General features: G+C 66.7%; 30 protein-coding genes. 19 read left to right on the forward strand and 11 right to left on the reverse strand.

Translation table 11 applies throughout. From position 1 onward, the window contains the following. Positions 1 to 5: 5 nt before the first annotated feature. The 11 genes from HMPREF9336_RS03640 (at position 6) to HMPREF9336_RS03680 (ending at position 9,504) form a co-directional block, all read left to right on the forward strand. Positions 6 to 839 (forward strand): hypothetical protein, encoded by an 834-nt coding sequence (locus HMPREF9336_RS03640; protein ID WP_007469155.1) that lies wholly within the window; start codon positions 6 to 8, stop codon positions 837 to 839. A gap of 106 nt (positions 840 to 945) precedes the next feature. Then, positions 946 to 1,326, forward strand: a complete 381-nt coding sequence (locus tag HMPREF9336_RS03645) for a type VII secretion target (protein ID WP_007469156.1) — start codon at positions 946 to 948, stop codon at positions 1,324 to 1,326. A 58-nt stretch (positions 1,327 to 1,384) separates the two neighbouring features. Next, positions 1,385 to 1,906 (forward strand): hypothetical protein, encoded by a 522-nt coding sequence (locus HMPREF9336_RS03650; RefSeq protein ID WP_021030031.1) that lies wholly within the window; start codon positions 1,385 to 1,387, stop codon positions 1,904 to 1,906. 38 nt (positions 1,907 to 1,944) lie between these two features. Continuing rightward, entirely contained in the window at positions 1,945 to 4,134 is a 2,190-nt protein-coding gene (locus HMPREF9336_RS18255) for a hypothetical protein (protein ID WP_156920282.1), read from the forward strand. Positions 4,135 to 4,279: 145 nt separating this feature from the next. Beyond that, positions 4,280 to 4,459 carry a hypothetical protein gene (locus HMPREF9336_RS03665; RefSeq protein WP_007469161.1) on the forward strand — a complete coding sequence of 60 codons (180 nt, stop codon included), beginning with the start codon at positions 4,280 to 4,282 and terminating at the stop codon, positions 4,457 to 4,459. A gap of 130 nt (positions 4,460 to 4,589) precedes the next feature. Then, positions 4,590 to 5,207: a YbaB/EbfC family nucleoid-associated protein gene (locus tag HMPREF9336_RS18260; protein ID WP_021030034.1), complete on the forward strand. Its 618-nt coding sequence runs from the start codon at positions 4,590 to 4,592 to the stop codon at positions 5,205 to 5,207. Next, on the forward strand, positions 5,207 to 5,536 hold the full coding sequence (locus HMPREF9336_RS18265) for a hypothetical protein (protein ID WP_156920283.1): 330 nt from the start codon (positions 5,207 to 5,209) through the stop codon (positions 5,534 to 5,536). The genes HMPREF9336_RS18260 and HMPREF9336_RS18265 overlap by 1 nt, the downstream gene beginning before the upstream one ends. Continuing rightward, positions 5,530 to 5,940, forward strand: a complete 411-nt coding sequence (locus HMPREF9336_RS03670; protein WP_007469162.1) for a hypothetical protein — start codon at positions 5,530 to 5,532, stop codon at positions 5,938 to 5,940. The genes HMPREF9336_RS18265 and HMPREF9336_RS03670 overlap by 7 nt, the downstream gene beginning before the upstream one ends. A 9-nt stretch (positions 5,941 to 5,949) precedes the next feature. After that, the gene (locus HMPREF9336_RS18270; RefSeq protein ID WP_021030035.1) at positions 5,950 to 6,621 is read left to right on the forward strand and encodes a hypothetical protein; all 672 of its coding nucleotides are present in this window, start codon (positions 5,950 to 5,952) and stop codon (positions 6,619 to 6,621) included. Positions 6,622 to 7,450: 829 nt separating this feature from the next. Continuing rightward, complete coding sequence (locus HMPREF9336_RS03675) at positions 7,451 to 7,756, forward strand: hypothetical protein (protein ID WP_244431584.1); 306 nt, start codon at positions 7,451 to 7,453, stop codon at positions 7,754 to 7,756. Between the two features lie 293 nt (positions 7,757 to 8,049). Beyond that, positions 8,050 to 9,504, forward strand: a complete 1,455-nt coding sequence (locus HMPREF9336_RS03680; RefSeq protein WP_007469164.1) for an MFS transporter — start codon at positions 8,050 to 8,052, stop codon at positions 9,502 to 9,504. A 51-nt stretch (positions 9,505 to 9,555) separates the two neighbouring features. Here the strand turns inward: HMPREF9336_RS03680 and serC are convergent, their stop codons facing one another. Further along, positions 9,556 to 10,674 (reverse strand): phosphoserine transaminase, encoded by a 1,119-nt coding sequence (gene serC / locus HMPREF9336_RS03685; protein ID WP_040584602.1) that lies wholly within the window; start codon positions 10,672 to 10,674, stop codon positions 9,556 to 9,558. Positions 10,675 to 10,706: 32 nt separating this feature from the next. On the opposite strand from serC, the gene pdxH reads away from it, so the two are divergent. Further along, positions 10,707 to 11,378, forward strand: a complete 672-nt coding sequence (pdxH, locus tag HMPREF9336_RS03690) for a pyridoxamine 5'-phosphate oxidase (protein ID WP_007469167.1) — start codon at positions 10,707 to 10,709, stop codon at positions 11,376 to 11,378. On the opposite strand, the gene HMPREF9336_RS03695 is transcribed toward pdxH, so the two are convergent. The 4 genes from HMPREF9336_RS03695 to HMPREF9336_RS17365 all read right to left on the reverse strand — a co-directional run bounded on the left by HMPREF9336_RS03695 (position 11,375) and on the right by HMPREF9336_RS17365 (position 14,107). Further along, positions 11,375 to 12,016 carry a sensor domain-containing protein gene (locus HMPREF9336_RS03695; RefSeq protein ID WP_007469168.1) on the reverse strand — a complete coding sequence of 214 codons (642 nt, stop codon included), beginning with the start codon at positions 12,014 to 12,016 and terminating at the stop codon, positions 11,375 to 11,377. The two genes, pdxH and HMPREF9336_RS03695, sit on opposite strands and share 4 nt — an antisense overlap. 52 nt (positions 12,017 to 12,068) lie before the next feature. Then, complete coding sequence (locus HMPREF9336_RS03700) at positions 12,069 to 12,725, reverse strand: sensor domain-containing protein (protein ID WP_007469169.1); 657 nt, start codon at positions 12,723 to 12,725, stop codon at positions 12,069 to 12,071. Positions 12,726 to 12,841: 116 nt separating this feature from the next. Continuing rightward, positions 12,842 to 13,735: a 5-oxoprolinase subunit C family protein gene (locus HMPREF9336_RS03705; RefSeq protein WP_007469172.1), complete on the reverse strand. Its 894-nt coding sequence runs from the start codon at positions 13,733 to 13,735 to the stop codon at positions 12,842 to 12,844. Beyond that, on the reverse strand, positions 13,736 to 14,107 hold the full coding sequence (locus tag HMPREF9336_RS17365) for a 5-oxoprolinase subunit B family protein (protein ID WP_007469173.1): 372 nt from the start codon (positions 14,105 to 14,107) through the stop codon (positions 13,736 to 13,738). Between the two features lie 361 nt (positions 14,108 to 14,468). Here HMPREF9336_RS17365 and HMPREF9336_RS03715 point away from each other — a divergent pair, with 361 nt between their 5' ends. From HMPREF9336_RS03715 to HMPREF9336_RS03725, 3 genes are read left to right on the forward strand one after another with little or no spacing between them, the layout of a single operon-like run. Continuing rightward, the gene (locus tag HMPREF9336_RS03715; RefSeq protein WP_007469175.1) at positions 14,469 to 15,797 is read left to right on the forward strand and encodes a citrate synthase; all 1,329 of its coding nucleotides are present in this window, start codon (positions 14,469 to 14,471) and stop codon (positions 15,795 to 15,797) included. Continuing rightward, positions 15,794 to 16,744 (forward strand): LCP family protein, encoded by a 951-nt coding sequence (locus HMPREF9336_RS03720; RefSeq protein ID WP_021030038.1) that lies wholly within the window; start codon positions 15,794 to 15,796, stop codon positions 16,742 to 16,744. Before HMPREF9336_RS03715 ends, HMPREF9336_RS03720 begins: the two co-directional genes overlap by 4 nt. Before the next feature lie 24 nt (positions 16,745 to 16,768). After that, positions 16,769 to 18,124, forward strand: a complete 1,356-nt coding sequence (locus HMPREF9336_RS03725) for an 8-oxoguanine deaminase (RefSeq protein WP_007469177.1) — start codon at positions 16,769 to 16,771, stop codon at positions 18,122 to 18,124. A gap of 6 nt (positions 18,125 to 18,130) precedes the next feature. Here the strand turns inward: HMPREF9336_RS03725 and hpxO are convergent, their stop codons facing one another. Further along, the gene (gene hpxO, locus HMPREF9336_RS03730) at positions 18,131 to 19,291 is read right to left on the reverse strand and encodes an FAD-dependent urate hydroxylase HpxO (RefSeq protein ID WP_007469178.1); all 1,161 of its coding nucleotides are present in this window, start codon (positions 19,289 to 19,291) and stop codon (positions 18,131 to 18,133) included. Between the two features lie 23 nt (positions 19,292 to 19,314). Between hpxO and HMPREF9336_RS03735 the strand changes: the two genes are divergently transcribed. Continuing rightward, entirely contained in the window at positions 19,315 to 19,665 is a 351-nt protein-coding gene (locus HMPREF9336_RS03735) for a metallopeptidase family protein (RefSeq protein WP_007469179.1), read from the forward strand. A 54-nt stretch (positions 19,666 to 19,719) separates the two neighbouring features. Here HMPREF9336_RS03735 and HMPREF9336_RS03740 read toward each other — a convergent pair whose 3' ends face one another. Beyond that, a complete protein-coding gene (locus HMPREF9336_RS03740; protein WP_244431585.1) occupies positions 19,720 to 20,463 on the reverse strand; it encodes a tyrosine-type recombinase/integrase in 744 nt (247 codons plus the stop codon). A 110-nt stretch (positions 20,464 to 20,573) separates the two neighbouring features. Here HMPREF9336_RS03740 and HMPREF9336_RS03750 point away from each other — a divergent pair. Further along, a protein-coding gene (locus HMPREF9336_RS03750; RefSeq protein WP_425277245.1) for an IS3 family transposase occupies positions 20,574 to 21,730 on the forward strand; the annotation gives its coding sequence in 2 pieces (ribosomal slippage) (positions 20,574 to 20,859 and positions 20,859 to 21,730; 1,158 coding nt in all). Here the strand turns inward: HMPREF9336_RS03750 and HMPREF9336_RS03755 are convergent. Together HMPREF9336_RS03755 and HMPREF9336_RS03760 are read right to left on the reverse strand one after the other, a co-directional pair. Continuing rightward, the gene (locus tag HMPREF9336_RS03755; RefSeq protein WP_021030040.1) at positions 21,691 to 23,109 is read right to left on the reverse strand and encodes a hypothetical protein; all 1,419 of its coding nucleotides are present in this window, start codon (positions 23,107 to 23,109) and stop codon (positions 21,691 to 21,693) included. The two genes, HMPREF9336_RS03750 and HMPREF9336_RS03755, sit on opposite strands and share 40 nt — an antisense overlap. A 3-nt stretch (positions 23,110 to 23,112) precedes the next feature. Beyond that, positions 23,113 to 23,436 (reverse strand): hypothetical protein, encoded by a 324-nt coding sequence (locus tag HMPREF9336_RS03760; RefSeq protein WP_007469185.1) that lies wholly within the window; start codon positions 23,434 to 23,436, stop codon positions 23,113 to 23,115. 713 nt (positions 23,437 to 24,149) lie between these two features. Here HMPREF9336_RS03760 and HMPREF9336_RS03765 point away from each other — a divergent pair. Then, a complete protein-coding gene (locus HMPREF9336_RS03765) occupies positions 24,150 to 24,362 on the forward strand; it encodes a hypothetical protein (RefSeq protein ID WP_040584607.1) in 213 nt (70 codons plus the stop codon). A gap of 55 nt (positions 24,363 to 24,417) precedes the next feature. Here the strand turns inward: HMPREF9336_RS03765 and HMPREF9336_RS18860 are convergent, their stop codons facing one another. Both HMPREF9336_RS18860 and HMPREF9336_RS03775 read right to left on the reverse strand, forming a co-directional pair. Beyond that, positions 24,418 to 24,549 carry an HNH endonuclease gene (locus HMPREF9336_RS18860; RefSeq protein ID WP_280110255.1) on the reverse strand — a complete coding sequence of 44 codons (132 nt, stop codon included), beginning with the start codon at positions 24,547 to 24,549 and terminating at the stop codon, positions 24,418 to 24,420. 246 nt (positions 24,550 to 24,795) lie between these two features. Next, positions 24,796 to 25,047 (reverse strand): hypothetical protein, encoded by a 252-nt coding sequence (locus HMPREF9336_RS03775; protein ID WP_021030041.1) that lies wholly within the window; start codon positions 25,045 to 25,047, stop codon positions 24,796 to 24,798. A gap of 182 nt (positions 25,048 to 25,229) precedes the next feature. Here HMPREF9336_RS03775 and HMPREF9336_RS03780 point away from each other — a divergent pair, with 182 nt between their 5' ends. Beyond that, a complete protein-coding gene (locus HMPREF9336_RS03780) occupies positions 25,230 to 26,921 on the forward strand; it encodes a DUF7832 domain-containing protein (RefSeq protein WP_021030042.1) in 1,692 nt (563 codons plus the stop codon). Positions 26,922 to 26,931 lie beyond the last annotated feature (10 nt).

Below are 26,931 nucleotides of genomic sequence, written 5' to 3' on the forward strand. Positions count from 1 at the left end.
CGCGCGTGACGAGTTCAGGTGCGGACGAGGTTGGCGAGCCGCTTGCTCCGCAAGAGATCGAGGCGAACATGCCCAAGCTCTTGGGGGAGCGGGTGGAGGGCTTCGACTCCAATAAGCGCGCGAGGGCGCTGGTGCGGCCATTGGACGGGCGTCCGGAGGGCTTCGAGCTTCAGGCCGGGGCGTGGGTCGAGTTCCAAAGGCTCTTCTCGTCCGGGCACGCGACGGGGGCGCAGGCGCTTCGCGCGACGACGGTGGAGGCGTTCCACGCCGCCGGGAAGAGCGGGAAGGCCCGCCAGCACGCCCTCACCTACCGGCCCCCGAAGCAGAAGAGCGTGGAGCAGGCGTACGACGAGGCCGTGCAGAGCGGGGAGATAGACGAGGAGGACACCCCGTTCTGGAAGTTCGCGGAGCAATGGCGCAAGCCCAAGGCCAAGAGCGAACAGGAGCGCTACGAGGCGGACACGGCGGCAGGGGCGGGCGAGGGCGCGCTCTTGAAAGTAGAGAAAGACCCGGAAAAGGTGCTCGCGACCCCGGTCGGGGAGGACGTGGGGCCGTTGACGGAGCGGGCGATGAAGTGGCGGGCCGAGGTCTTAAAGCGCTTGTCTGAGGTGTCGGCATCGGGCTCGGTCGGGACGGACGATGACGCGCGCCCGAGGGTGAAGATCGCATGGGCGCCGAGCGGGATCGCGGCGGTGGAGCTAGTCGGCGACGTGCTCGGGGAGCTGACCTCGCAGGACTACCAGCGCCGGGTCCTTCTCGCAGCTCAGAATGCGTGGCAGAAGATGGCGGACAGGTTCAAGGTCGAGGTGCCCGAGGAGTTCGGATGGCCGGTGGATTGAGGCATTCCGCGGCCAAAGCGTCGAGCTGTGTTTTACGTTATGATGCTCGCGAGGCCCGGATCGACGGGAGGATCGTCGCTGGGTGGTCCGGGAAGGAAGGGCGAGGATGACCGGCCAGACCAATGTGAACACCGACGACGTGGAGTTCGGCAAGGCATCCATCTACGACGGAGCGGAACAGCTGAAGACCGCGTTGGGAAAGATGGCCGACGCGCTCGCGAAGTTCAAAGACAACAGCGGCGACGAGTCCATCGACGGCGGCCTGCAAGGCCGCGCGGACAAGGCGCGCACCGCCGTGACCGAGCAGGGCGAGTCCACCCACAAGGGCGCGCAGCAGGACGCGGACACGGCGGGCGAGGCGGCGCAGTACTGGCAGAAGACCGACGAGGAATGGTCCCAAGCCCTCAGCGAGAGCAAAATCTTCCAACAGCCCGCCGCGACCCAAGCCCCCGCCGCCCCGGCTCCGAACCCCGGCGGCGGCTCCTGACCCCTCTGGCAAGATTAAGAGCGATCACGGCACGAGACCACATCTAAGGAGCATGAGCTTGAAACACCTCCCCGGCATCGCTGCCCTCGCGCTGACAGGCGTCCTCGCGCTCTCCGGATGCGAGCGCTCCGGAGGCAACGGCGGCACCACCACCATCATCCAGCAAGCCCCCGCAGCCAGCAGCACCCCCAACACCCCGGCCAGTGTGAAAGCCACGCCCCTGAACGACCCTAGAGAGCTTTGCCATCAAGAACGGATCTTAATGAGAAAGCTCTATGCGGCGGTCGAGCCATATTGGAAACTCATGGTAGACGCGCACGGGAAGTCGGTGAATGACCCGCAAATATCTGCGGCAGCAGATAAAGTCATCAAAGTGTCTGAGGAGGTGGTTCCTCAGTTGGAGGGACTAGTAGGACCTAATGCTCCTGCCGATGTTGCTGGCCCGATCAAGGACTACATTGCTGCGACTAAAGCTTTGGTGAGCGCTATAAGCGAGGGTGCTCCAGGGGACGAGCAAACCCCGTTAGCCAGCAAGTTCGGCACCGCCACAGATGAAATGGACAAGGTGTGCAAGCTCTAAGCCAATCATTGGAAACTGGGAGCTAAGGGGAAATTGTCATGGCTGATCAGTCGTTTCCGATAGCGGAGTTGTGGCCGTATATCCAGCCGCACTGGCCCCAGGCGAACGCGTCGGGCATCAATGAGGCGTTGAGCGATCATCAGGCCGCCCGCAAGGACGGCAAAGAGGGCTTGAACGTCGTGTGGAACGGGTACGTGTCGCTGCTACAGGGGATGTGGGCGGACCCTACCAAACCGAAGTCGGACTCGTACGACTCTGTGAACGACCGCGTGAGCGAGCTGAAGCAGGCGATGGAGGACTTCGACGCCATCGCCGACGCGAACGAGCAGGCCATGACCCAAGGCGCAGCCAACGCCAAGGCCGCGAAAGACACCATCTCTGCGAAAGGCCAAGCGGCCGCCGCGCTGATCGCGATGGCCCAAGCGCAGTCTTCCGCTGGCAACAGCAACCCAGCTCTCGCCGCCGCCGCGCAACAGCGGATCATCGACAACCTAGTCTCCGCGACAACTTCGGACCAGCAAGCCTACGCGGGGAAAAATAGCTCCTTACCGGAAGTGCCGGAATACCAAGTGCCGAATCCGCCAACAGATGGTTCATCGATATTCCAGCAGGCGGCCAGTACGCAGTCGAAGGTGAGTCCGATTCAGCAGGCGGCCAGTACGCAGTCGAAGGTGAGTCCGATTCAGCAGGCGGCTACCACGGAGTCGAAGGTGAGTCCGATTCAGCAGGCGGCTACCACGGAGTCGAAGGTGAGCCCGATCCAGCAGGCGGCTACCACGCAATCCTCTAGCTCTACGACCGGTTCTAGTGGTGCTCCTGGTGGAGCGTTAGGTGACGGCAAGAGCTCTGGTAGCGGTGGTGCTTCTGGTGGTGGTGCTTCGACTGGTGTGCAGTCGGGTGCGGCGGTGGCGGATCATGCGGCTCCTGCTGCTGCGTCGCAGGCGGCTCCGGCTTCTGGTGGCGGGGGCGGGGTTTCGCCGTCGATTGGCGGGATCGGGGGTGGTCCGGCTGGTGGTGGGGCTGGTCAGGCTCCGCGTATTGGCGGGGTCGGCGGTGTTGGGGGTGGTTCTGGTGGGGAGGTTTCTCGGACGGGGGCGCAGGGCGCGGGGGCTGCGGAGAGGTCTGCGGCTTCGCAGTCCTCGTCGGGCTCTGGCGAGCGGCAGGGCGCTGGTCTTAGTCGTGGCGGTTCGGCTGGTGCTGGGGCTGCTGGTGGGGAGACGCGGGCGCAGTCGGCGCAGCAGGGGGCGTTGCGGGACGCGATGCGCGGGGACACCGCGGGCGGGGCGTCGGGCACGGGCAAGCATCTGGACCAGCAGGGCCAGGCGCTGGGCACGGGGAGGGTCACGGAGCTTTCCGCGACGGCGTTGCAGGCCGCGCACGGCCAGACGGCGGTGCTCGGGTCGGCGTTGGGCGGTTTGGAGGGCTTGTTGGCTACGTCGCATCCGGCTGCGGGGGCGGGGGAGCTGGCGGGCTGGGTCGTTCGTGGCGGGACGGTCGTGGGCGCGGGGCGGGCGGGGTTCCTCGCTGACGGGATCACGTGGGGGCGGGTGGAGCAGTCCCCGTTCGAGCACGTCGGGCTCAGCGGCCTGGTGTTCTTGTTCGAGGATGTGCGGGTGGCTCCGAACGAGGCGGCGGGGGTGTTCCGTCCGGTGGCGGCGCGGGTGACGACGACGGGCTGGCTGGGCGAGGTCGATCCGGCGATGCGCCTGCCGGAGGGCACGGGGGTTTTGGACCGCTCGAGGGCCCCGGCGGGCACGGACCACATCACCGACGCGGGCTTGTTGGCGGTGGGGCTCGCGAGGTGGCTGCTCGAGGAGGGTTTGGGCGGGGACAAGTCCTGGCGGTTGACGGCGGTGTGCTTCCTCGAGGAGCCGGACAGCGCCTACGTGCACTCGTTGGCGACGATGCCGAGCCCGGTGGAGTCGTATTGGCCGGGCCGCCCCGGCTACGAGGCGGACGTGCCCCAGGCGGCTGTCGAGGACGCGAAGACGCTCAGCTCCGAGGAGCTGGCGGTCAAGCAGGACGACCCGTTGCGGCACGCGCAGGACGCCGCGAAGCGGGACCCGGACGGCCTGTACGACCCGGTCGGCCTGCCCCCGAAGGAGGCCGAGTGGTACCGCAAGTCCGCGGAACGCTCGGGCAGGGCGCAGCTCACCAACGCCCGCTGGAAACAAGAACTCGACCAGTACCGCAAAGAAGAACGCGGCGGCGACAACCTGAACTGGTAAACCGGAGCAGAGCGCGCAGGGACCGGTCGAGAGCCTAAGTTTTAGTGCGTCCGAAGGCGGCTCGCGCGGAGTTGGCGCAGCGTCATATGGACCAGCTCGAGTTGCGCGTCGAGCTGGATCAGCGTGTCCCCGCCTGGGCTGCGGTATGATCCCGAACGCGTTCACGGTCGCCTCGTTCGCCGAGGACACCTGGCGGCTGCGCGCTTTGCTGCTTCTCCGCGAAGACGGCTGGGACAAAGAACGCGTCCTTGACCTTGTCCACTGCCTTTTTGAACGCTGGCGCGGCCGCGACATCCTCAGCACAGAGGCTCCCGAACTGACCTGACACCACGTGAGCGCCTCCTGGCGGGAGTTGATGGATAAGGCCACGTTTAAGATGAGAGGAACCAGACAGTCTCGCGGCGCGTCTAAACCCTGTTAGAGACTGCGAGCCATACGAAGGAGCGCCACAGCTTATGCCCCCTGATCACTGGGACAGCAACTCGCGGCAGTACGGGCACCACGAGGACGAAGACGAAGAGGAATGGACCCCCTACGCGAAACCCGATGCTGAGGCTTTCCGAGCGCCTAACGTACAGGCGGCAGGCCACAGAGAACAGCATCTCACCCTAGATGGGGACTCGGGCGAAGCTCCCCTTACGTCGGTGTCCGAACAACGACCCCGCCAGCTTGACAGCTGGGAGGCAGTGGAAGATCTATTCGAGGCCGGTGGAGAGCAGGTCAAAAAGGCGCTCTCCAAACAAGAGGCTCTGGAGCGCGATTTAAAAAGCTTAAAATTTCATGGCAGATCCCGTGACGGTCATGTGCTTTCCACCGTAGATGGGCTGGGTGAAGTGTTGGAGCTAGTCTTCGCCGAAGCCCCCATCTCCCAGTGGTCCGAGGAAGGAATTGCGGGCAATTACTGGTATGATCTAGGGAATAGCGTTGTGGAGTCCGTGGAGAAGGCGCGGCACGATGCTGGCATTGCGAGTGACAAACTGACTTTTGAGAGATTTCCTGGCCTCTTTTCCGCAGAGGATTTTCCGTGGGTGAATGAATCACATCGAAATAATTCCGACGAAAGGAGGACTTGATGTCTATCGAAGATAAAATATACGCGCATAAGCTAGAGCTTGAGCGTGCCGGTTTGCAAGCGTCTCGCGCAATCGAAGATCGGGCAAGGCGGCAGCTTCGGCACTGGAAGCCAGTACGTCTTGCGGATCCTTCGTGCCCAGAGCTTGGATCGGTGGCTGTCGATGATGCCGGACGGCTGGTGAGCGTGATCTTCGGCCCGCAGGCGGCTTCTGGCGTGCACGCCTCTGTCTTGGCCAGTGCAGTAGCATTTGCGGTCAACAAGGCGTCATTGGAAGCGAAAGAAGCTTATGTGAATTGGGTTAGCGAGCAAGGAGGAGTGTCGTGGTAGATTTTCATGTTGTTCCCGAGGCGCTCAAGAAGAACGCGGAGGCTGTGGTCTCGGACGCCGACCGTTGGAAAAATGCCTCGAACGTGATAGAGCAACATAAGCTTCATCCGGGAGACCTGGGTTTGCCAGGAAGCTTCAGCGATATCCCAGGAGCGTTCAACAGGGTGTTGGATTTGCTTATTCAAAAGATGCGCCAAGGGGAGTCCACGATCCGCTCGGCGGGCGAAGAGCTGGGCAATGTGGCGAACGAGTACGAGAATAAAGATTTTGAATACTACCAGCAATTCGGATACACCAATGATAAGATAGGTGCCGTAGAGGGGAAATTGAAGACGATCTCGGGAAGTGGAGATGTCTTGTATGAGAACTACGGCACGGGCATCCGCGAGTCGGGAAGGAAGTGAGCCTGCCCCATGGGCCAGGATTATGCGCATTTTGCGATAGATCAAGTGAACAGGGTGATCCATTGGGCCACTCGTGCCGGAATGACGCTGATTAAAGAGGAAATGGATTTCTTGGGGTCTATTATCGGCAGGCCGGACCTTGTTCAAGCTGCAACAGAGGCCGTGGGCGGTACCGCGCTGAACGAACTCAGCTATGCTGGTCAAGGTCTGCGGACGAGCACGGACAATCTTAAGGGTTTCTGGGGAGGCGTGGGATGCACTGCGGCGATAGAGTATCTCGGAAAGCTTTTGGGCGCTAATGATGCCGTTTCGCAAACCCTCAAAAACACGGCAAAGGCGCTCGGGGAGCTAAACGATGAGCTTGCCGACGGGTTGGGGGCTGCCGCTAATTTTATACAAAACTGCGCAATTACCCTTGAGCGCTGCGAGGCGAGTATTTCGCAACGATTCGGCGATATTAAAAACACTATTGGTTTCGGCGCGGGAATCTCGTCGGATATCCATAACGCGCTGGCGGAACTTCACGGCCATCTTAGCAAACTCACGGACAGTATTAAGGACACATCGAAAAGGGCCCGTGCTACTTTTAACTCCGCATTACAGACGGTGGCGGAATTTCAAGTGCCAAGCTCGATTTCGGATGTTGCGACTAAGGGTAATTGGGAGCCAGTGCCGAGATGAGAGAAGGCGGGCAGAAATGTGTAGTCGCTATCACCGTGGCCCTCGCCTGGGCTGCGGCTTCCCTGTGCGGGTGCGATAGGAGGGAAGCCGCTGATCATGGAAATCGAGCGAAAGAAAGCAATTCGTCCGAAAAATTCAATGACCTGCCTCGCGAATGCTTCCAGGGTGTCGAGCCGACGTTAATGAATGTGGTCGGGAATCTGTACTCGCAGCAGCGGAAAGATTCTGGAAAAGCTCCCGAAGAGAGTAGTATTAGCCCTAATTTTCGGGAAGGGTCGTGTGAAGTAGAGTTCACTGCGACGAGTAGCGGAAGAGCTGTTCCAGTGGGCGAGACGTACGAATATAAGATTAATGTCGAGTATGTCGTTTCGCTAGGCGGGGGGAACTCCGTGGACGATGCCCGGCGAAGGTTTTCCCTCTTGAATTACGGAGTATCAGATACGCAAGTTCGTTCAGAGGAAGGAATTGGCGACGAGGCGGTCTCCTGGTGGAAATCAGGGCAGGCGAATCAAAAAGTTCGACTCAGCAACCTAAGCGTAAAAGTAACGACCAGTAGCTCTCGGATGGTGAACGAGTCAGTATCTAGTCTCGGGAAGCTCGTGTTTTCTAATGACGACCCTGACCCATCCACTAGACAAAGGCTTGAATCTGATGCCCGAACACTCGCGGTTGCGTTCACCAAATGGTTAGGCAAGTAGCCATTGGAGCCATGCGGCATATACCTCGCGAATATACGGGCGGTGATTGGCGGTGTCGTGTGCCGTCCCCGGTTTCCCGGACTGTCTTTTCGGGATCATGCCGGATGTGCCGGATCCAGCCGTTGGCCGGCATGCGGCTTGTCGGGGGGTCGGTGTGCTCCGGCTTGCTCGGCGCGGGGCTCCTGCTCTCGGGGCTGAGCAGTCTTGGCGCGTTCGGGTGGCGGGTGGTTTTTGTGATCTCTGCGGCGTGCTTGTGCTTCGGTTTGACTGCTTTGAATCTTCGGGCTGCTTTCGCGCTTGCTCAGTTGCGCGTGGAGCAGGGGGACCGGGGGGCGGCGAGTGTTCCGATGAGAACGTTTTGGCGCTGGCTGGCGGCGAACCTCGCGATGTTCGCGTCGGTCGTGGCGCTGTGCTGGTTGTCGGAGCCTCCGAAATGATGGCCCCAGGCGCGTTTGCTTTCGTCGAGGGCGTCGCTGGCGGAGGGCCGCGTTTGGGGCGGTCGGAGGCCCGATGTCGCGGAGGGGTAGAATTTTAGCCCTCGCAGAGGGTACGGGGTGTCGGGCCGAGGGGGCGGGTGCCTCTCGATGATTTCTCTTAATAAGAATTTATTCCTCTCTTAGAGAGGTTAAATTCATCTGTTGCACTGCTCACATACTGCTCACATATTTTGAGAACTGCAGGCGGATCTGGTTAGGGTGAGGGAACAGCCTGAGAACCTTTGGAGGAAGTTGTGCCCTCGCCGACAACCGGAAAAGCCCAGACGATCGAACCGGCTGGAGCCCCTCCGGATGAGGGGACGCCCTTCGGCCTCGCGGCGGGAGAGGAGCTGGGAGCCCGAGCCAGGGCGGGTCTGGCGCTCGCCCGCGTTAGTTCGAAGATCGGTGTCCCGCCGACGCTCGCGTTCGGCTTCCTCGGCCTGTTGCTCTTCATGATCGGCGATGGGGTGGAGTCGGGTTTCATCACGCCGTTCATCGCCGGGCACGGCGGGGGCAGCAAGGCGATGGCCGCGTATTTGATCACCGGCTACGGCGTCGCGGTCGCGGTCGCGTCGTGGCTGGCCGGGGCGTTGTCGCAGGTGTTCGGCCCGAAGCGGATCATGTGGGTGGGTTTTGTGATCTGGGTCGTTTTCGACGTCCTTTTCCTGGTCGCGGCCATGGGGCACAATTTCCCGCTCATGGTCCTCGGCTACGGGGTCCGGGGCTTCGGCTATCCGCTCTTCGCGTACGGGTTCTTGGTGTGGATCACGGCGGTCACTCCGAAGCGGAGGCTCGGCACGGCGGTCGGGTGGTTCTATTTCGCGTTCACGGGGGGCTTCCCCACGTTGGGCTCGTTGGTCGCGAGTTTCACGATCCCGCTGTTCGGCCAGGGCGACCAGGACCGGGGCGAGCTGGGCACGCTGTGGCTGTCGATCGGCATCCTCGCGACGGGCGCGCTCTTGGCCCTTTTCGGCGTGCGGGACAGCAGGGGGGCGGAGCGGACCGCGAAGCCGGGCGAGAATCCGCTCAGGAGCCTGCTCGCCAGCTTCACCGTCGCCTACCACCACCCCAAGGTGGCGATCGGCGTGCTGGTGCGGATGATCAACACCACGCCGCAGTACGCTCTTTTGGTCCTTTTCCCGAGCGTGTACACCACGTTGCTGGGCAAGGGGGATTCGCTGGTCGGGAGCCAGAAGTGGCTGCTCTTGGTCGCGGTGATCTTCGGGACCAACGTCGGCTTCAACCTGGTGTTCGGGGCGTTGTCGGACCGGATCGGCTGGCGGCCGACCATCGCGTGGTTCGGCGCGGTCGGCAGCTCGGCGACGTTCGCCCTCTTCTACTTCTTGACCCCGGTGGCGGGACCGGACCGGTTCTGGCTGATCCTGGCGCTCGGCGGCGCGTACGGGGCGACCCTCGGCGGCTTTGTGCCGATCTCCGCGTTGGTGCCGCAGCTCGCCCCGGAGAACCGGGGCGGTGCCATCGCGATGCTCAACCTGGGGGCGGGAGCCTCGTACTTCGTCGGGCCGGGCGTGGTCAGCCTCTTCCTCACGCTGATGGGCTCGGGCCGGTTCGCGACGACGGTGACCGTGTTGACCTTGGCCGGGTTGTACCTGATCGCGGCTCCGCTCGTCTTCCTGCTGCGCACGCCCGACGAGGTTGAGGCCAAGGCGGCGGCGCTGCGGGAGGCGGACGGCCACGACCAGAACTAGCGCTCACGCGTCGGTGCCGCCGGGCGAGCGCCGAATGCGCGGGAGAGCTGTTTAGAGCCGTTCCACGACCCAGTCGATGGCCTGGGTGAGTGCGGTGACGTCGTCGGGGTCGACGGCGGGGAACACGCCGACGCGCAACTGGTTGCGGCCCAGTTTGCGGTAGGGCTCGGTGTCCACGATGCCGTTGGACCGCAACACGGAAGCCACCTTGGCGGCGTCCACGCTGTCGTCGAAGTCGATGGTCGCCACGACCGGGGAGCGCAGCGCGGGGTCCGCGACGAACGGCGTGGCGAACTCGCTCTTCTCGGCCCAGTCGTAGAGGCGGGAGGAGGAGTCCTTGGTCCGCGCGGTGGACCAGGCGAGCCCGCCGTTGCCCAGGATCCACTCCACCTGTTCGGCGAGCAGGATCAAGGTGGCGACCGAGGGCGTGTTGTAGGTCTGGTCTTTCGGGCTGTTCTCCAGCGCGATCGGCAGGGACAACGACTCGGGGACCCAGCGGCCCGACAGCTCGTTCACGCGCTCGAGGGCGGCGGGGGAGAAGAGGGCGAGCCAGAGCCCGCCGTCCGAGGCGAAGCCCTTCTGCGGGGAGAAGTAGTACACGTCGGTTTGGGTCGCGTCGAGCGCAACCCCGGCGGCGGCGGAGGTGCCGTCGATGACGACCAGCTGGTCGGCGGCGGCCCAGCTCGGGCGCGCGACCGGCACGGCCACGCCGGTGGAGGTCTCGTTGTGCGCCCAGGCCACCACGTCGACCGGCTCGCCGGGGGCGGCGGCGGGCACGGCGGGCGCGGAGCCTGGGTCGGACTTGACGACCACCGGCTCCTTTCGGTCCGGGTGTTTGGTGACGACGCTGGCGAACTTCGAGCTGAACTCGCCGAAGGAGAGGTGCAGGGAGCGCTCGCGGATCAGCCCGAACGCGGCGGCGTCCCAGAAGAACGTCGCGCCGCCGTTGCCGAGGAGCACCTCGTAGCCGTCCGGCAGGGAGTAGAGCTCTTTCAGGCCCGCGCGGATCCGCTTGACGACGTTCTTGACCGGGGCCTGGCGGTGGCTGGTCCCGAGGACGTTCGTCGCGTTCTGCACGATGGCCTGGACCTGCTCGGGGCGCACCTTGGAGGGGCCGGAGCCGAAGCGTCCGTCTTTGGGTTTGAGGTCGGCGGGTATTTCCACGCCGATAAGAGTACAGCGGCGCGGCTTAAGCTAGAGCCATGACCGTCGACCCGACCGCTGGCCCGCCGCCGCTGCCCGACCTCCGGGAGGAGTACCAGGACGTGACCGAGGATCTGGACGTGGCAGACGTCCAGGTCGGTTGGCCCGTCCTGTTGGAGCGCTGGCTCGCCCAGGCGTGGCAGGCGGGGCTGCCGGACGCGAACGCTATGGTGCTCGCCACCGTGGACGGCGCGGGGCGCCCGCACAGCCGCTCGGTGCTCTGCAAGGGCATCGGCGAGGAGGGGGTCGACTTCTACACGCACTACGCCTCGGCCAAGGGCGTGCAGCTGGCGGGCCAGCCGCACGCCTCGGTCACCTTCCCCTGGTACGCGCTCTCCCGCCAAGTCCATCTGCGCGGGGAGGTGCGCAGGCTGGACCACGATTTCTCGAAGGGGTACTGGTCGCATCGGCCGAGGGGCAGCCAGCTCGGGGCGTGGGCCTCCGAGCAGTCCCGGCCCATCGCGTCGAGGGAGGCGCTGCGCGAGCGGCTGCGCGCGGCGGCGGAGCGTTTCCCGGAGGCCGAGCCGGTGCCGTTGCCGCCGGGCTGGGGCGGCTACCGGCTGGTCCCGTCGGAGGTGGAGTTCTGGCAGGGCAGGGCGAACCGGCTGCACAACCGGGTGCTGCTGACCCTGGAAGACGGCAGTTGGAACGCGGTCCGCTTGCAGCCTTAATTTGCGCGCGCGGCCATGGCTTCGATGATCGAGTCGGCTTCGGCGCGGGCTCCCGGCCCGTGCGCGCAGACGTTCACGACGAGCAGCTCGGAAGCCGCGAGCCGGGCCCGCTTGTGGCATTGCCAGTCGGACTCGTCCCGGTAGGTGAACCAGCCGAGGCTCTGCGGGCTTTGCTGCTCGAGCCGCACCTGCCAGTCTGCCGCTTTGCCCGCGTACGCGTGCCTGGTGGTCTTTTGGTCGCAGGCGCGGGCGCTGTCGGCAAGGACCGAGAACGCCCGTCGCGCCGAGGCGGGGGCTGCGAACGCCCCGGCGGCCTCCGCGACGAACGCGGTGATGTTGCCCCGAGGATCGCCGTCGGCGAACCCTGCGCCCGCGAATTGGACGAGGCCCTCGCCGTACACGGCGGTGGAGGGCAGGTTCTGCGCGGGCGAGCACTCGGCGGGAATGGTCGGGACCGGGGCTTCCGGGCTGCTGCCCGCCGTGTTCCAGCCGGAGAGGTCGGCCCCGACGATCTCTTCCAACTCCGACTGGCCCAGCAGGGCCGCGTCGGCTTGGGCCGGCTCCGCGGCGGCGGGCGGCGCGAGCGCGGAGCAGGCGGCAAGAACGATGAAACCCCCGGCGAACGATCGAATCCCCATGGCGCAGAGCCTAGCATGGGACAAAACCGCGCGTCTTGCGGCGCGCGCGTGTTTATGAGGCGCGTTCGGCGAGCGCCCGCGCGATGGCGCCGACCTGGTCGGCGAGCTTGGCCGCCTTCGCGGGGGAAGCGGGGTCGACGAAGCGGCAGACCGAGGCTTCCACCATGACTTTGTCGCTGAGCCGGGCGTTCAGCGAGCACCGCCAGCTCGGCTTGTTGTTCAGGATGCTGTGCCAGCTCGCGCCGCCCTCGGTGATCTCGTCCACCGCGTTGCGCCAGGTCAGGTTTCCGCTGGAGCGGTGCTCCACGGATGTCTTGGAGCCGCAGGACCGCAGCCCCTTTGCGAGCGCGGCGAACACCTCCGAGGCCGCTTTTTGCGTCGGGAAGACGCCGACGATCTGGCCGACCACGGTGCGGTAGTCGCTGCCCTCCCCGTCGGCGTAGCTCGCTCCTTCGTAGCTGTTCCACGAGGCTCCGTAGACCAGCGTGGTGGTGGCGTTGCTCATGGCCCGGCAGGCGGGCGGCGTGGTCTCGCTCGGGCCGTTCGGCGAGGTCAGCTCCCACTGCTGGACCGAGAGGTCGGCGTCAAGGATGTCGCCGAGCTCCGACGCGGAGAGCAGGGCGCTTTCCGGCTCGGCGACAGCGCCGGCCGGGGTCAAGCAGAGGGCCGCCACCGAGGCGAGCAGAGAGGCGAGCAGCGGGTGGTGCATAGGGTCGTCAGTCTAGCCCCATGGGCCACAGGAGTTCCAGCCCCATGAGCCACAGGAGTTCGCGCCCGCCACCCCTGACGGAGGACGGGCCGGCAATCGCGGCCCGGACGGCTGGCTCAGTTCTGCGGGAGGCGCGCGAGACGGCGGGGCGGGCGCAGCTCGAAGCGGACTTCCTGCCCCGGTCGGAGCTGGGCGAGCAAGTTCACGGCGGGCTCGTCGAGCACGCAGACGACCGGGTATCCGCCGGTGGTCGGGTGGTCGGCGAGGAAGCAGATGAGCTCCCCGGACGGGGTGGCCTGCACCGAGCCGTGGGCGATGGGCTCGCTTCGCTGCGGGGCGAAGCTCCAGAGGGGGCCGTCGTCGGATCGGCGCAGCCGCACGCCGATCCGGTCGCTTTTCTCCTGCACCGCCCAGGCTTGGTCGGCGAGGTCGAGGCCGAGGACGCGGTCCGCCCTCGGCCCCAGCTGGCCGCGCAAAACCGAGGGCGCGGCCGTGGGCTGCGGCCCGAGCGAGAGGAAGTCCCATCGCGGGGCTTCGAGCGGGGGCTCGCCCACGGGGATCCGGTCGCCAGCCCGGATCGGAGCCGGGCCGAGTTTGCTCAGAGTGCAGGCGGAGCGGGAGCCGAGCGCCGGGGGCGGTTCGAACCCGCCTCGGACCCCGACGTACGTGCGGACCCCGAAGGGCGGGAAGCCGAGGACCAGGGTCTCGCCTTTGCCCAGCTCGAACCTGGCGGCGTGCGGGACGGGCGCGCCGTCGACCGTCGCGGGCGCGGGAGCCCCGGCGACCAGGACTTCCAGTGCCTCTTCGGCGCGCAGCGAGAGCCCGCCGAAGAGGCATTCGACGGCGGCGGCCGTTGGCTCGTTGCCAAGGAGCTGGTTCGCGGTGACCAGGGCTCCCCGGTCGGCGGCCCCGCTCCTGGGCACCCCGAGGTGGGCGAGGCCGGGGCGGCCCAGGTCCTGGAACAGGGCGCACGGGCCGGGGGCGAGCACGGTCACGGCGCGGCCGCCCACTTATGCCACCGCCACGAACTGCACGAGGGAGCCGGGGGCGAGCGGCGACGGCGGGTCGCGCTCGGGGTCCCACAGCGGCGTGTCGGTGCTGCCGATGAGCTGCCACCCTCCCGGCGTCGCGGAGGGGTACACGGCGGAATATTCGGAGCCGAGCGCCACGGATCCGGCGGGGACGCGGGCCCGTGGCGACGGGCGGCGCGGCACGGCCAGGCCCGCGCCCGGATTGGTGAGATAGGCGAAACCGGGGCTGAAGCCGAGGAATTGCGCGGTCCACAGGGAGCCGGTGTGCGCGGCGACCACCTCGTCGGCGGAGCGGCCGAGCAGGTCCGCGACGCGCGCGAGGTCCGGGCCGTCGTAGCGGACTTCGACCACGACGGGCGGGGGTCGGCGCGGGGCGCGGGAGCCGGTGTCGCGTGGATCTCACTGACGAGTCCCGCGTCACTGATCGGACAGTCGGCGCTCACCATGAGCGTCCGGTCGCCGGGGACGACTTCGACGAGCCTCGGATCGCCGCGCAGCCGCTCGTACAGCCGAAAGACCTGGTTCTGGTCGGCGCACTCGATCAGGAGCGCGTTCGCGCCCGCTCGGATCACGCGCATCGCGGGCGAGGGGTCCGGCTGCTGTCCACGGGATTCAAACTACCCTCGGGTAGCACAGTCGGCGCGGGCCGATTAGGTTGGTATGCACCAGAGGCCGGACGCGCGGTCCGGCCCAGGACGGTGAAGGAGCTCTCGTGTCCGTAGGCCAGCCTGCAGAACAGATCGACAAGAGCGCGGTCGGCTCGGCGACATTGCGCTACCCGGGCGGCGAGAAAGAGCTCGCCGTGACCCCGGCTGTCGAGGGGAACTCGGGCATCGAGCTCGGGAACCTCCTTGCTTCGACCGGCTACGTCACCTACGACGAAGGCTTCATGAACACCGCGGCCTCGAAGTCCGCGATCACCTACATCGACGGCGAGCAGGGCATCCTGCGCTACCGGGGCTACCCGATCGAGCAGCTGGCGGAGAAGTCCAGCTTCCTGGAGGTCTCCTACCTGCTCATCTACGGCGAGCTGCCGACCAAGCCCGAGCTGGAGGCGTTCACGCACAAGGTCTCGCGGCACACGATGCTGCACGAGGACCTCAAGCGCTTCTTCGACGGCTTCCCGCGCAACGCGCACCCGATGCCGGTGCTCTCCTCGGCGGTGAACGCGCTCTCCGCCTACTACCAGGACTCGGTGGACCCGTCCGACCCCGAGCAGGTGGAGCTTTCCACGATCCGCCTGCTCGCGAAGCTGCCGACCATCGCGGCCTACGCCTACAAGAAGTCGGTCGGCCAGCCGTTCCTGTACCCGGACAACTCGCTGAACCTCGTGGAGAACTTCCTGCGGATGACCTTCGGCTTCCCCGCGGAGCCGTACGAGATCGACCCGAACGTGGCCAAGGCGCTGGACATGCTGTTCATCCTGCACGCCGACCACGAGCAGAACTGTTCCACCTCGACCGTGCGCCTGGTGGGCTCCTCGAACGCCAACCTGTTCACCTCGATCTCCGGCGGGATCAACGCCCTGTGGGGCCCGCTGCACGGCGGCGCGAACCAGGCCGTTTTGGAGATGCTCGACCAGATCAAGGCTTCCGGGGAGAGCGCGTCGGACTTCCTCGTGAAGGTCAAGGACAAGAAGACCAAGATCAAGCTCATGGGCTTCGGGCACCGCGTGTACCGGAACTACGACCCGCGCGCCGCGATCGTCAAGAAGACCGCCGACCAGGTGCTCGAGCAGCTCAAGGTCACCGACGAGCTCTTGGACATCGCCAAGGAGCTGGAGCAGGCCGCGCTGACCGACGAGTACTTCGTCTCGCGCAAGCTGTACCCGAACGTGGACTTCTACACCGGCCTGATCTACCGCGCGATGGGCTTCCCGGACCGCATGTTCACCGTGCTCTTCGCGCTGGGCCGCCTGCCGGGCTGGATCGCCCACTGGCGGGAGATGCACGACTCCGGGCCGCTGAAGATCGGCCGCCCGCGCCAGATCTACACCGGCCACCCGGAGCGCGCCTACAGCTCCATCGCCGATAGGGTGTGACGCCCGCCTCGGACGGGGAGCGGCAGGGGGCGTTGCGCTGGCTGCTGCGCCAGGTCAGACGGCTCGTCGTGCTGGCGCTCACCCTGCTCGTCGCGGCGCTCGGGGCCGCTGTGGCGCTCGATATGAAGCTGCGGCGCGCGGACGTGCTCGGCGACTATCCGGGCCAGCCCGAATCATCCGGCGGGACGAATTGGCTGCTGGTCGGCTCCGACTCGCGCACGGAGCTGTCCGAGCGCCAGCAGGAGCAGTTGGCCACGGGCGGGGACGTCGGGCCGCCGCACTCGGACACCGTGCTGCTGGTCCATCTGCCCGACTCCGGGCCCGCTGTCGTCGTGAGCTTGCCGAGGGACTCTTTAGTGCCCATCCCCGGCGAGTCCGAGCGCAACAAATTGAACACCGCGTACGCCCGAGGCGGCGGCAGGCTGCTCGCCCAGACGGTGGAGCTGGCCACCGGGCTGCGGCTGGACCATTACGCCGAGATCGGCTTCGGCGGCCTCGCGGACCTTGTCGAAGCCGTCGGCGGGGTGGACGTGTGCCTCGACGAGCCGCTGGACGATCCGCTCGCGGGCGTCGACCTGCCGAAGGGCTGCCAGCATCTGAACGGAGCCCAGGCGCTCGGCCTCTCCCGCTCGCGGGCCACGCCGAGGGCCGATTTGGACCGGATGCTGCACCAGCGCGCCCTGGTGACGGCGCTGGTGGGGAAGCTCGGCTCGGGGTGGACGCTGGCCGACCCGTTCCGGATCAGCGCGCTGTGGCGCGCGCTCACCACGGATGTGACGTTCGACCGAGGCGCGCACGTGTGGCAGCTCGCCGCGCTGGCGAAGGCGCTGGGCGGCCAGCCTGCCGCCACAGTCGTGCCCGTCGGCGGGTTCAAGGACACCGAAGTCGGGAACGTGGTGCTGTGGGACGAGGACAAGGCGAAGGCGCTGTTCGCGTCGCTGCGCTGAGATGGGGCAGAGAGGACTGAAACCATGACCGCCGACTTGCTCGTCCGGAACGCCTACGTCGTGGTGGACCACGAGAGGGAGATCCCCTCCGGCTGGGTGGCGGTCGAGGGCGGCAGGGTGGCGGCGGTCGGCCCGGCGGGCGCGGAGCCCCCGGCGGACACGACCATCGACGCGCGGGAACGGGTGGTCACTGCGGGGCTGGTGAACACCCACCACCACATGTACCAAAACCTCACCCGCGCGTACGGGCCCGCGACGGGCGGCTCCTTGTTCGAGTGGCTGACGACGCTCTATCCGATCTGGGCGGGGCTGGACTCGGAGGCGGTGTACCTCTCGACGTACGTCGCCATGGCGGAGCTCTTGCGCGGCGGGTGCACCACTTCCATGGACCACATGTACGTGCATCCCAAGCCGGGGCTGATCGACGCGCAGGCGCGCGCGGCGCGCGATGTGGGCTTCCGGTTCTTCGGCACCAGGGGGTCCATGACCAGATCGGTGGAGGACGGCGGCCTGCCGCCGAAGTCGGTGACGCAGGACGCGGACGAGATCCTTGCGGACTGCGAGCGGGTCGTCGGAGCCTTCCACGACCCGAAGCCGGGCGCGATGACGCGGATCGGGCTGGCCCCCTGTTCGCCGTTCTCGGTGACCGAGCGGCTGATGGCCGAGACCGCCGAGCTGGCCGAACGGCTCGACGTGCGCCTGCACACCCACCTCGCCGAGGACCACGACGAGCACGAGTACTGCCAGCGGACCTACGGCGCGACCCCGGTCGAGTACTTCGAGCGGGTCGGCTGGGCGACCGGACGCTCCTGGGTGGCGCACTTCATCTACCCGAGCGAGGCCGAGGCGCGGCGGCTGGCGGCCAAGGGGGTTTCGGCGGCGCACTGCCCGAGCTCGAACATGATCCTGGCGAACGGGACGCTGGACTCGGCGAAGCTGCGCGCCATGGGCATGCCGGTGGGCCTTGGCTGCGACGGCTCCTCCTCGGCTGACTCCGCCTCGCTCTGGCTGGAGGCGCGCACCGCGCTCTTGCTGGCGAAATTCCGGGGCGGTCCCGGCGCGATGGGGGCGAGGGAAGCTTTGGACATGGCGACTCGGGGCGGGGCGCAATGCCTCGGCTGGGAGGACGAGATCGGCCACCTGCGCCCTGGAGCCTGCGCGGACCTCGTGGTCTGGCACGCCGACGAGCTGTCCGTCGCGGGCGGCTGGTCCGACCCGGTGGAGACGCTGCTGCGCTGCGGGCCGCACCAGGCGGCCACGACGATCGTCGCGGGGAAAGTGCTGGTGCACGAGGGCAGGTTCCTCGGCGAGAGGCTCGGGGACGTGCTCGCCGCGCACCGCGAGGTCTCCAAGGCGTTGCAGCGGAGCGCGGCGCGGTAGCAGGCGCTACGAGGTGAGCGGGCCGCCAACGATATTGCCGACGATGCCCCGGATGATGTTCGTGCCGTCCTCGCGCCGCAGCTCGTCGTACCACGCCTGGGTCGCCGCCGCGTCCTTGGCGTGCGTCAGGTCGCACCGCCGCCGGGCGCGCAGCACCAGCTCGCCCGCCCGCTCGACCCGAGCCCGCTGGTACGCCAGCAGCGCCGCGCGCGGGTCGCCGGGATGCTCCTGGAACGCGAATTGCAGCGCGACCGCGTCCTCCATCGCGCTGCAGCCGCCTTGGCCGATGTCCGGCGTGGTGTTGTGCGCGGCGTCCCCGAGCAGCGCGACCCTGCCCTTGACCCAGGTGTCGAACGGGTCGAGGTCGAGGATTTCCACCCGGTTCACCGCGTCGGGGCCGATGGCTTCGAGCAGCGCGTGCACTCCGCCGGTCCAGTGGGCGAACGCCGTCTTGAGGACTTCTTTCGCCGTGCCGGGCTCGTACGGGGCTCCTTCGGGCTCTGGGACGTCGAAGAAGAAATAGAAGCGGCCCGCCGCGACCGGCATCACCGAGGCCCGTTTGCCCTCGCCGACGTAGGTGGTCCATTCGGTCGCGGGCCCCACCGCCTCATCGATCTCGACCAGCCCGTTGTAGTTGACGTACCCGGCGTACCTGCGCTGCGCCTGGCGGCCGAGGACGTACTCGCGGCCAAGCGACTTCGCGCCGTCCGCGCAGATCACGACGTCCCCGCTCGCGACGCTGCCGTCGGCGAACTCGACCGTGGCGGCTTCCGGGCCGTCCGCGACGGCGACCATCCGCTTGCCGAAGCGGATCTCGTCCAGGCCGAATTTCTCCATCAGCATCAGCTGCAGCTCGGCTCGGGCGATCGGATAGGGCCGCTGTCCGACCTCTTCGATCAGCGGCAGCATGCTGAACCGGCACATCACTTCGCCGGTCAGCCCGTCGATGTACGACATGCTGTCGACCATGCCGCCGAGCCGCTTGGTCTCCTCCTCCAGCCCGAGGTGGTTGAGGCATTTCACGCCGTTCGACCAGACCGAGATCGCGGCCCCGACCGGCTTGTTCTCCCTGACTTGCTCGTAGACCTCGACCTCGAAGCCGATCTGTCGGAGCGCTAAAGCCGCGCTCGTCCCGCCCATGCCCGCGCCGATGACGATTGCTCTCACCGTCTCACAGTAGCCTTGATCGTATGGCGGTGCAGATCGGCGAGCGCAAGTTCGAGCGCCTTGTGAACGAGGCGCTCGACCTCATCCCGCCGCAGCTGGCCAAGGCGGTGGACAACGTCGTGGTGCTCGTCGCGGACCGCCATCCCGACGAGCCGGACCTCTTAGGCCTGTACGAGGGGATTCCGCTCGGCGAGCGGGGCTCGGACTACGGCGGGTCGCTGCCGGACGTGATCCACATCTACCGGGACGCGATCCTGGAGATCTGCGAGACCGAGGACGACGTCGTGGAGGAGGTGGCGATCACCGTCATCCACGAGTTCGCGCACTACTTCGGATTCGATGACGAAAAGCTCCATGAGCTGGGGTGGGGTTGATCGCCTGCCTCCTTGGGTACGCAGTGGGTACGCAGTAGATTGAGCCGACGCGCGTCACGCGCTTTGTCCGAGGGCTTCCAGGCGCGGGGTGAGGATCGTGTTCATGGCATCGCGGCTGGACTCGTCGGCATCGGGCCACAGGTGCCCGTAGACGTCAAGCGTGGTCTTCGCGCTGGCGTGGCGCAGGCGGGCTTGGACGGTCTTGATGTCCGCGCCGCTGGCGATGAGGTAGGAGGCGTTGTAGTGCCGTAAGTCCTGGAACGTGAACGTCTCGGGCAGATCGACCGCGCCCGACTCCCTAGCCAGCCGGATGTCGCGCTCCAAAGTGTTCGGTGTGACCGGCTTGCCGTAGTCGTCGGTAATCAGGTGCGTGTGATCGCCAGGCAGGATCGTTGTGGAGAGCAGCATCACGAACTCTTGCGACACCGGGACATCCATAGTGCTCATACCCGTCTTAAGGGGTTCGTCGGGCCACTGCCGAACCGGATGGAACACGCCCTTGATGAAGTCCATGTCAGTCTTCAACGCGCCGCACGCCTCAGAGATGCGCAGGCCGACGAACGCGCCGAGCAAGATCGCGGTCTTGACGCGACGGGGCACAGCATCGTAGAGCGCCCATAATTGCTCCGTCGTCGCCACGTAACACTTCTGCTTGCCTCCGGGCGGCGCGGTCTTCCGAGAGCACGGATTGCGAGCGAGCACCCCGTCATGCACCGCGTCTCCGAGGATTTGCGAGAGCCTGGCGTGGAGCGCGTGAATGTAGCTGTCCTTGAGCCCTTCTTTCTTGAGCTTCGCCAACCACGCCTTCACGCTCGAGGGAAGTACTGAGACGAGCGGTTTGGTGTGTTCCCGTCTCCCCGGACACTTGTCCTGCCGGGATGATGTCCTGGTGGAGAAAGGAGTCCGTTGTGCCTGAGGCGTATCCCGAGGAGTTCCGTCGTCGTGCGGTGGAGCTGGTGAGGTCGGGCGGGCAGCTGTTCGCGAGGATCGCGAAAGACCTGGGCGTGCATGAGAGCACGCTGGGGAACTGGGCGGGCTGCGCGGATGTGGACGAGGGCCGCAGGGAGGGCGTGAGCAGCCAGGAGCGCAAGGAGCTGGTCGAGCTGCGTCGCCGCAACCGCGTGCTGGAGACGGAGAACGAGATCCTGCGCAAGGCCAGCGCGTACTTCGCCGGGGAGAACGTCCTCCCAAAATAGGTTTCCGGCTGGTCCGTGAGCTGGCCGACGACGGCGTGCCCGTCGCGGCGGCCTGCCGGATGTCGGGCGTCTCGCGCTCGGGGTATTACGAGCAGCTCGCGCGTCCCCTGAGCCCGCGCGAGGTGGCGGACGACGCCCTGGCCCGCGTTATCCGTGAGGTGTGGTCGTGCTCCAGAGAGACCTACGGGGTCCGCCGGGTCCACGCGGAGCTGCGCCTGGGGCTCGGCGTCCGGGTCGGGCGCAAGCGCGTCTGGCGGCTGATGCGTCGAGCCGGGATCGCGGGGGCCTTCGCCCGTAAGCGGTTCCGAAGGGGCAAACCAGGCGCCGCTGCCCATCCCGATCTGGTCAAACGCCGGTTCCGGGCGGACGCGCCGAACCGGTTGTGGGTCACCGACGTCACCCAGCATCCGACGAGGGAGGGCTGGGTCTATTGCGCCGTGGTCCTCGACGTGTTCTCCAGACGCGTGGTGGGCTGGTCCATCGCCGACCATCTGCGCTCCGAGCTGGTCGTGGACGCACTGGACATGGCCCGTTGGCGACGCGAACCGCACGGGACCGTGGTGCATTCCGATCGCGGGAGCCAATACGTGTCGTGGATCTTCGGGCACCGCCTCAGGGAAGCGGGCCTCTCGGGCTCGATGGGCAAAGTCGCCTGCGCCTTCGACAACGCGCTGATGGAGTCCTTCTTCAGCTCCATGCAGGTCGAGCTCCTCGACCGGTGCGGATGGGCCACCCGCTCCGAACTCGCCAACGCCATGTTCGAATGGATCGAAGCCTTCTACAACCCCGTCAGGCGCCACAGCGCGCTCGGCTACCACTCGCCCCTCCACTATGAGACCCTGCCCGCCACCGCAGCGAGTGTGGCATGATCAGAAAGTTCACCTGTCCGGGGAAACGGGAACACACCAATCTGCTGGTGCCAGTCCATGCGAGTCTGCGCGATGTCGAGCCGTTCCGCGAGCGATTCCGCCGCTTTGTAAAGAGGATGGGTGAGGCTCGCCAGGGCAGGGTCGGCGTTCGCCGGTTCGCGGGCGACGCCCGCCGCCGCGACGATCTCCGGATCGGGCGCGTTGCCGCCGAGCGCGCGCCCCGCCGTCTCGATCAGCGCACGGTGCGCTTCGACGGGAACGGCTCCGGTGGTCCCGATCCCGAGCAGCGCGAGTCGCCGCCCTTGGGCCGCCTCGTTCGCCTGCCGGAACTGATAGTCCCGATACGCGATTTCCATAGCGCTCTGCACGCCGATCACCGCATGCGTGATGTGCGCCCGCCTCCCCTCAGGCCACGCGAGCGTGAGCCCGATGCCCGTCTCGAAGCCGAGATCGCAAATGCTCGGCACCTGCACGCCGGGAGGGACGACGCCGTACCCGGCGTTGCTGAACACGCGCCACTGCCGCGCGCCCTGCCAGTCCTCGCACACCGAGACGGCGCATTCCAGCGGCGCGCGGTCCGGCGCGAGATGGCTTGTGCGTCCTTCGACCGCGAAAGCCAGAAGTTGTGTTAACGCTTTGAGCACCGAGCGCGTATCTGTCGCGGGCGGCGCCGCGTCGGGCAATTCTCCCAGGCTCTTGTCATACACGCGCTGGCCCGTGTGCGGGCGGTACTCGGTCTCTGTCGGCCCGAATCCGGTGTTCGCGGCTGCCATCGCGCCAGCGGCCTGCGCGCTCGTGTCCGCGTACTGAACGTCCACGGTTGCAGCGCCGCTGTCATCCGCGCTTTGCGCCTGTGTCGCGGCGTCCGCGTGCTCCACGGGGGCCGCTGCGCTGGATTGTGCCTCGGTGTGGCCGCTGGGAGGCTCTGCGGCGTGGTCGTGGGTCGTGGTGTGCGGGCCGTCGAAGTTGAACGGTCGCTCGCGCTCCGCTCTGGCTTGCGCGTCTTGGCCCCATTCCGGCCCGCTCGTCTCCTCGCTCGGCTCGGTCGCGGCGTGGCGCGGCCCCTCGCGCTCGATAGCTTCGGCCTCCTCCCGCCGTTCGGTCTGGGCCGTGTCCGACGCGTGCCGCTGATCGGAGACAATCGTCTCGTGGGTCGGCGCGCTCGACTGTTCTTGCGGCTGTTGTCGTTCGCGGGGCGCTGCGAGGTCGATTTCCGACGCGCTGCGCTGCGCGGGCCGCGCTACCTGCTCGCGCGGCTGCGCCTCTGCCGGGGTGCCGCCGCGTCGTCTGGCCGGTGGCCGGACCGGCTCCCCGGCGCGCGGATGCGGCGCATACGGACGCCCTTTGCCGTGGCCTCCCAGCGCGGTCTCCCACTCCATAGATCACCCCTCCCCTCGACGGTCGCCGAACGCCTCGGCGCTCTCCTGGTCCGCCTCGCGCTGGATCTTGGCCGAGTCCTCCGCGAAGTCCATCAACCCTTGCAAGCCCTCTTGCAAGTCGTTCAGCTCGGCAATCTGCGAATCCCGGTACTCGTGCGCGATCTTGCGCGCGTCCCGGCCTATCGGGTCGTCGGTGAACACCGTCGCGGCCACCTGCTCATCGACCCGGACCGCGATCCGGTGATACCGCTCCGCGATGCCCTCAAGATGGGACAACAGCGACGCCACAGCCTCGGGATCATGCCCCGCAGACCCGAACCCGCTCACCGCCGCTCCAATCCTCACACGCCCCGCGCATCCGCAATCCGGGGTCTTCCCTGCCGCCGGGACCGCAAGCCGATCCCGAGTGGTGTGAAGCATATGCCGCCGAACGTTTCAGCAAAATTCGTTCGCCCGCCGCAGCTGCAGAAGTGGTGAATAATCCGTCGAGCACCCCATGGTTTTATGCGCGTTTCGGCGCGACGTATTTCAACGGCGTTCGGTTCCATTTCTTTCAGGAAAGAGATTCAAATCACACATTAGGATCGGTCGGCGCGGTCGGATTGATCCCGCGGTCAGCAAGCGTCGCCTAGCGGACTGTCGCCGTCGCGTCAAGCATTATGATTGTAATCACAATTTATGTGATCATGGCTGCAACCCGGAAACCGGCACAATCCAACGCCTCCGCCGGACTCCGGGCCACACGCCACGGCTGAAAGCACGCTGAAGCCGCGAACTGCCATGTCGCGAGCATGAGACTAGCCACCCACCAGGCAAAACGCCCTCAGGTCGCCGTAGGGGCACGAACACGAGCCCAACATCATCCGAATACCCCCGTAGCGCCCGACCGGCCTCGTGAGACGGTGCCTCGTTGGAAAAAATCAAGGAGGGGGCGTTCGCCTATGCGGCCGAGCGGCGGTTTTGGCCCCCTTGGGGGTCATCCCCCCTGGGGGTATGCGGTCGGGGGCGTGTCTATTCGCTCTGGGGGCTAGCCTTGGCGCATGGTCGAGTTGTGGGCGAAGGGGTGGTTCTCGATCACCGGGCGTGGTCGGGTCGCGACGATCGACCCCGATCAGCTCGGGGATCGAACAGTTCGCGTGGGCGATCATGTCTTGATCGACGGTTCCGAGCATGTCGTCGCGGGGGTCGAGTTCATCGACCACGTAGCCGAAGGCACTGCCTATATCGGACTGGTTGTCCAAGGCCCTCAGTGACGTGTTCCGCGTTATGGAGCGCTGATGACGCGAAGATCGAATCTTCCCCCACCTGCTACCAAGCCCTCTCGGTCACGTACGCCCGCCGTAGGTCTGTGACGCTGGTGTCGCTTTTGGCTCTGTTGCAGTCCCGGTGCGCTGCCTGCTTGTTCGCGAGCACGTCGGCCCCTCCCTTGCTCAAGGGCACGATGTACTCGCCGGGGTCCAGATGCGGGGTGTAGTCGCTTCGGTACGCAGCGAGTACGCAGCACGTCCGCAAGCCGCTAGATCACGACAACGTTATCAACCTATAAAAGGCCAGGTAAGCGTCACTGCCCTAAACTGCCCATCCTTGCAAACGCCCAGGTCGAAGTTCGCGCACTATTTCGGCATCGACGACGAGCAGCTGCACGAGCTGGGGTGGGGCTGATCGCCTACCCCTTCGGCGGGGCCGTCAGTTGTCGTCGTCGGCGATCCCGGTCCCCCCGGCGGTCCGCTCGTCGTCGCGGACTCGAGGGGTGACCTTGTTGGGGCCCTGGTTGGTCACCGGGTCGTTGTTGTCGAGGTCGGTGTCGTTGTGCCCGTGGTCGTCGTCGAAGTGGGCGACGACCACTGTGCTGTGCGCGGGAGCCGCGAGGGCGGCATCGGCGAGACCGCCGAACATGATGGCAAGCGCGAACGACGCGCTGGCGGCGAGGATCTTCACGATTATTCCTATCGACATGCGTTGACGGGCCGACGTTCCGGCTTACGGCGGGATGATACCGCATCGCACGCGCGTGCGCTGTGCCAAAGTTTCCAGAAAGGCGCAGGACATCAGCCTGTTCCGGTCTGTTTGGCCTGCGTCCAGGTATGCTCATGGGTCGGTTCAGTTTTGGGAGGCGCAGCATGCTCGATTTTCTCCGCCGTTGGCTCGACATCGGGGATCCCGTGCGGCCTCGGGGCCGTCTGCCGGAGCTGTTGGCCGAGTATCCGCCGTACCGGGCGCCGTTCCCCGGCGATCCGAACTCGTTGCGCCTCGCCGAATGCGAGGAGAACCTGCGGTATTTGCTCTCGGCGCGCGAGGAGCGGTTGGCGGTCGTCGGCGGCCTGCTGCAGGAGTTCGGTTTGGACGCGCGTGCGGGTTTGTCCGAGGAGGATCCGCGCCCGTTCTTGCGGGCGCTCGACCGGTGGGCGCTGGAGGAGTGGCCCTCGGCCTGGACCCCGGCGTTCCCGTCTCGCTCCGCGGAGCAGCTGTCCAGCCCGAAAGAGGGCGAGCGCATCGCGCTGTCGATGCTGATGGACGTCGCGATCCTCCTCGGCGAGATCGTGGTCCGCCGCCGCCCCGACTACGCGTGGCGGCTCGACACGGCCGAGGAGAACCGCGACATGATCAGCCACCGGCGCGTCGTGGTGGCCAAGCTGCGCGAGGGCCCGGACTGGGCGGGGACCGTGCTCGACTTCGAAAACATCTGTATCAGCGAGTTCGACCGTATCGGGCGCGGCTTGAACTATGACGTTCTGGGCCGTCGCGTGCCGGGCACGGGCGCGAAGTACATACCGCCCGCCTATTCCGTGCCGCTCGGGCACATGGCTCAGGTGGCGCTGGAGGGCGGCTACGATCCGCCCGGCGACCGACGGGCGGCCCTCCCCGTCGAAGGCGCGCCGGAAACCCCGGGCTCGCCGGATCCGGCGAGCCCGCACGTGTACGACAAGGCGGAGTACCACGCCCACGTCCTGGCGCACGAGTACGGTTTGGACCCGGAGCAAGCCACCGCGCAGGCCGCTGTGCCGACCGCGTTCTTCTTCGGCTGGCTCGCGTCGCGCGGCCTGCTCCGCGACGACTGGGCCAAGTCCGCGCGCCAGAGGATCGCCGCGTACAACGAGCGCCGGATCACTGCGGTCGAGCTCTGGGACTGGTTCGACAGGTGCCTGATCGGCTCCATGCTCAGCGACGAGGGCAACGCGTTCGCCCGCTTTTACTTCCGGTTCGAGGGCGAGCCCGGCTACTACGACGATCTCACAGCCGCGCTCGCCGCCGATATGCCCTCGTCCTTCCACGTGCCCTACACCTTCGAGAACCAGGCGCGCGTCGACGCGGTCGTCGACGCGCGCTACGCGCAATGGCGCGAGCAAGCGCAGAAAGACGGCGCGTTGTCTCTGCCGCCGAACGCGCGGCCCGCGCGGGGTGGCCGCGTGCCGGGGGCGGCGACAGGCCGCTCCGCGCGCGTCTCGCTGCGCACGGCGTGCGCGGGCACGGTCCTTGTGTTCATGCTCACCTGGGCGTTCCTCGGCCAGCACCCGCGCGGTGCTTCGTTCCTCGCGGTGTGCTTCGGCGGGGCGGCGGTGTTCCTGCCCTTGGTGTTCCTGCTCGTGCGGGCGCGTGAAACGCCGGGCGGCGAGTCCCAGAAGGCGGCCTGCGCGCAAGCTGCGGGGTTGCTGGTCCTCGGGATGCTCGCGTACGTCTGGCCGGCTTGCTCCATGCTGCTCGACGGGCGCGCCGCGCCGCGCAAGGGCGACTGGGAGTTTTTCGTGCTGGGCGTCGCGTTGTTCGCGGCAGGGGTATGGCGCGCGCCGAAAAGCCCCGCCGTCAAGCGTTGAGCGGCGGAGT

This window comes from Segniliparus rugosus ATCC BAA-974 (assembly GCF_000185725.2).
Classification (GTDB): domain Bacteria; phylum Actinomycetota; class Actinomycetes; order Mycobacteriales; family Mycobacteriaceae; genus Segniliparus; species Segniliparus rugosus.

Coding starts and splice junctions, on each gene's coding strand:
- HMPREF9336_RS18260 (WP_021030034.1), top strand. CDS start 4,590: ATGCCCCCTGATCACTGGGACAGCAACTCGCGGCAGTACGGGCACCAC.
- pdxH (WP_007469167.1), top strand. CDS start 10,707: ATGACCGTCGACCCGACCGCTGGCCCGCCGCCGCTGCCCGACCTCCGG.
- HMPREF9336_RS03665 (WP_007469161.1), top strand. CDS start 4,280: ATGATCCCGAACGCGTTCACGGTCGCCTCGTTCGCCGAGGACACCTGG.
- HMPREF9336_RS03675 (WP_244431584.1), top strand. CDS start 7,451: ATGCGGCTTGTCGGGGGGTCGGTGTGCTCCGGCTTGCTCGGCGCGGGG.
- HMPREF9336_RS18270 (WP_021030035.1), top strand. CDS start 5,950: ATGGGCCAGGATTATGCGCATTTTGCGATAGATCAAGTGAACAGGGTG.
- HMPREF9336_RS03780 (WP_021030042.1), top strand. CDS start 25,230: ATGCTCGATTTTCTCCGCCGTTGGCTCGACATCGGGGATCCCGTGCGG.
- HMPREF9336_RS03755 (WP_021030040.1), bottom strand. CDS start 23,109: ATGGAGTGGGAGACCGCGCTGGGAGGCCACGGCAAAGGGCGTCCGTAT.
- HMPREF9336_RS03645 (WP_007469156.1), top strand. CDS start 946: ATGACCGGCCAGACCAATGTGAACACCGACGACGTGGAGTTCGGCAAG.
- HMPREF9336_RS03725 (WP_007469177.1), top strand. CDS start 16,769: ATGACCGCCGACTTGCTCGTCCGGAACGCCTACGTCGTGGTGGACCAC.
- HMPREF9336_RS03700 (WP_007469169.1), bottom strand. CDS start 12,725: ATGCACCACCCGCTGCTCGCCTCTCTGCTCGCCTCGGTGGCGGCCCTC.
- HMPREF9336_RS18265 (WP_156920283.1), top strand. CDS start 5,207: ATGTCTATCGAAGATAAAATATACGCGCATAAGCTAGAGCTTGAGCGT.
- HMPREF9336_RS03695 (WP_007469168.1), bottom strand. CDS start 12,016: ATGGGGATTCGATCGTTCGCCGGGGGTTTCATCGTTCTTGCCGCCTGC.
- HMPREF9336_RS18255 (WP_156920282.1), top strand. CDS start 1,945: ATGGCTGATCAGTCGTTTCCGATAGCGGAGTTGTGGCCGTATATCCAG.
- HMPREF9336_RS03735 (WP_007469179.1), top strand. CDS start 19,315: ATGGCGGTGCAGATCGGCGAGCGCAAGTTCGAGCGCCTTGTGAACGAG.
- HMPREF9336_RS03765 (WP_040584607.1), top strand. CDS start 24,150: ATGGTCGAGTTGTGGGCGAAGGGGTGGTTCTCGATCACCGGGCGTGGT.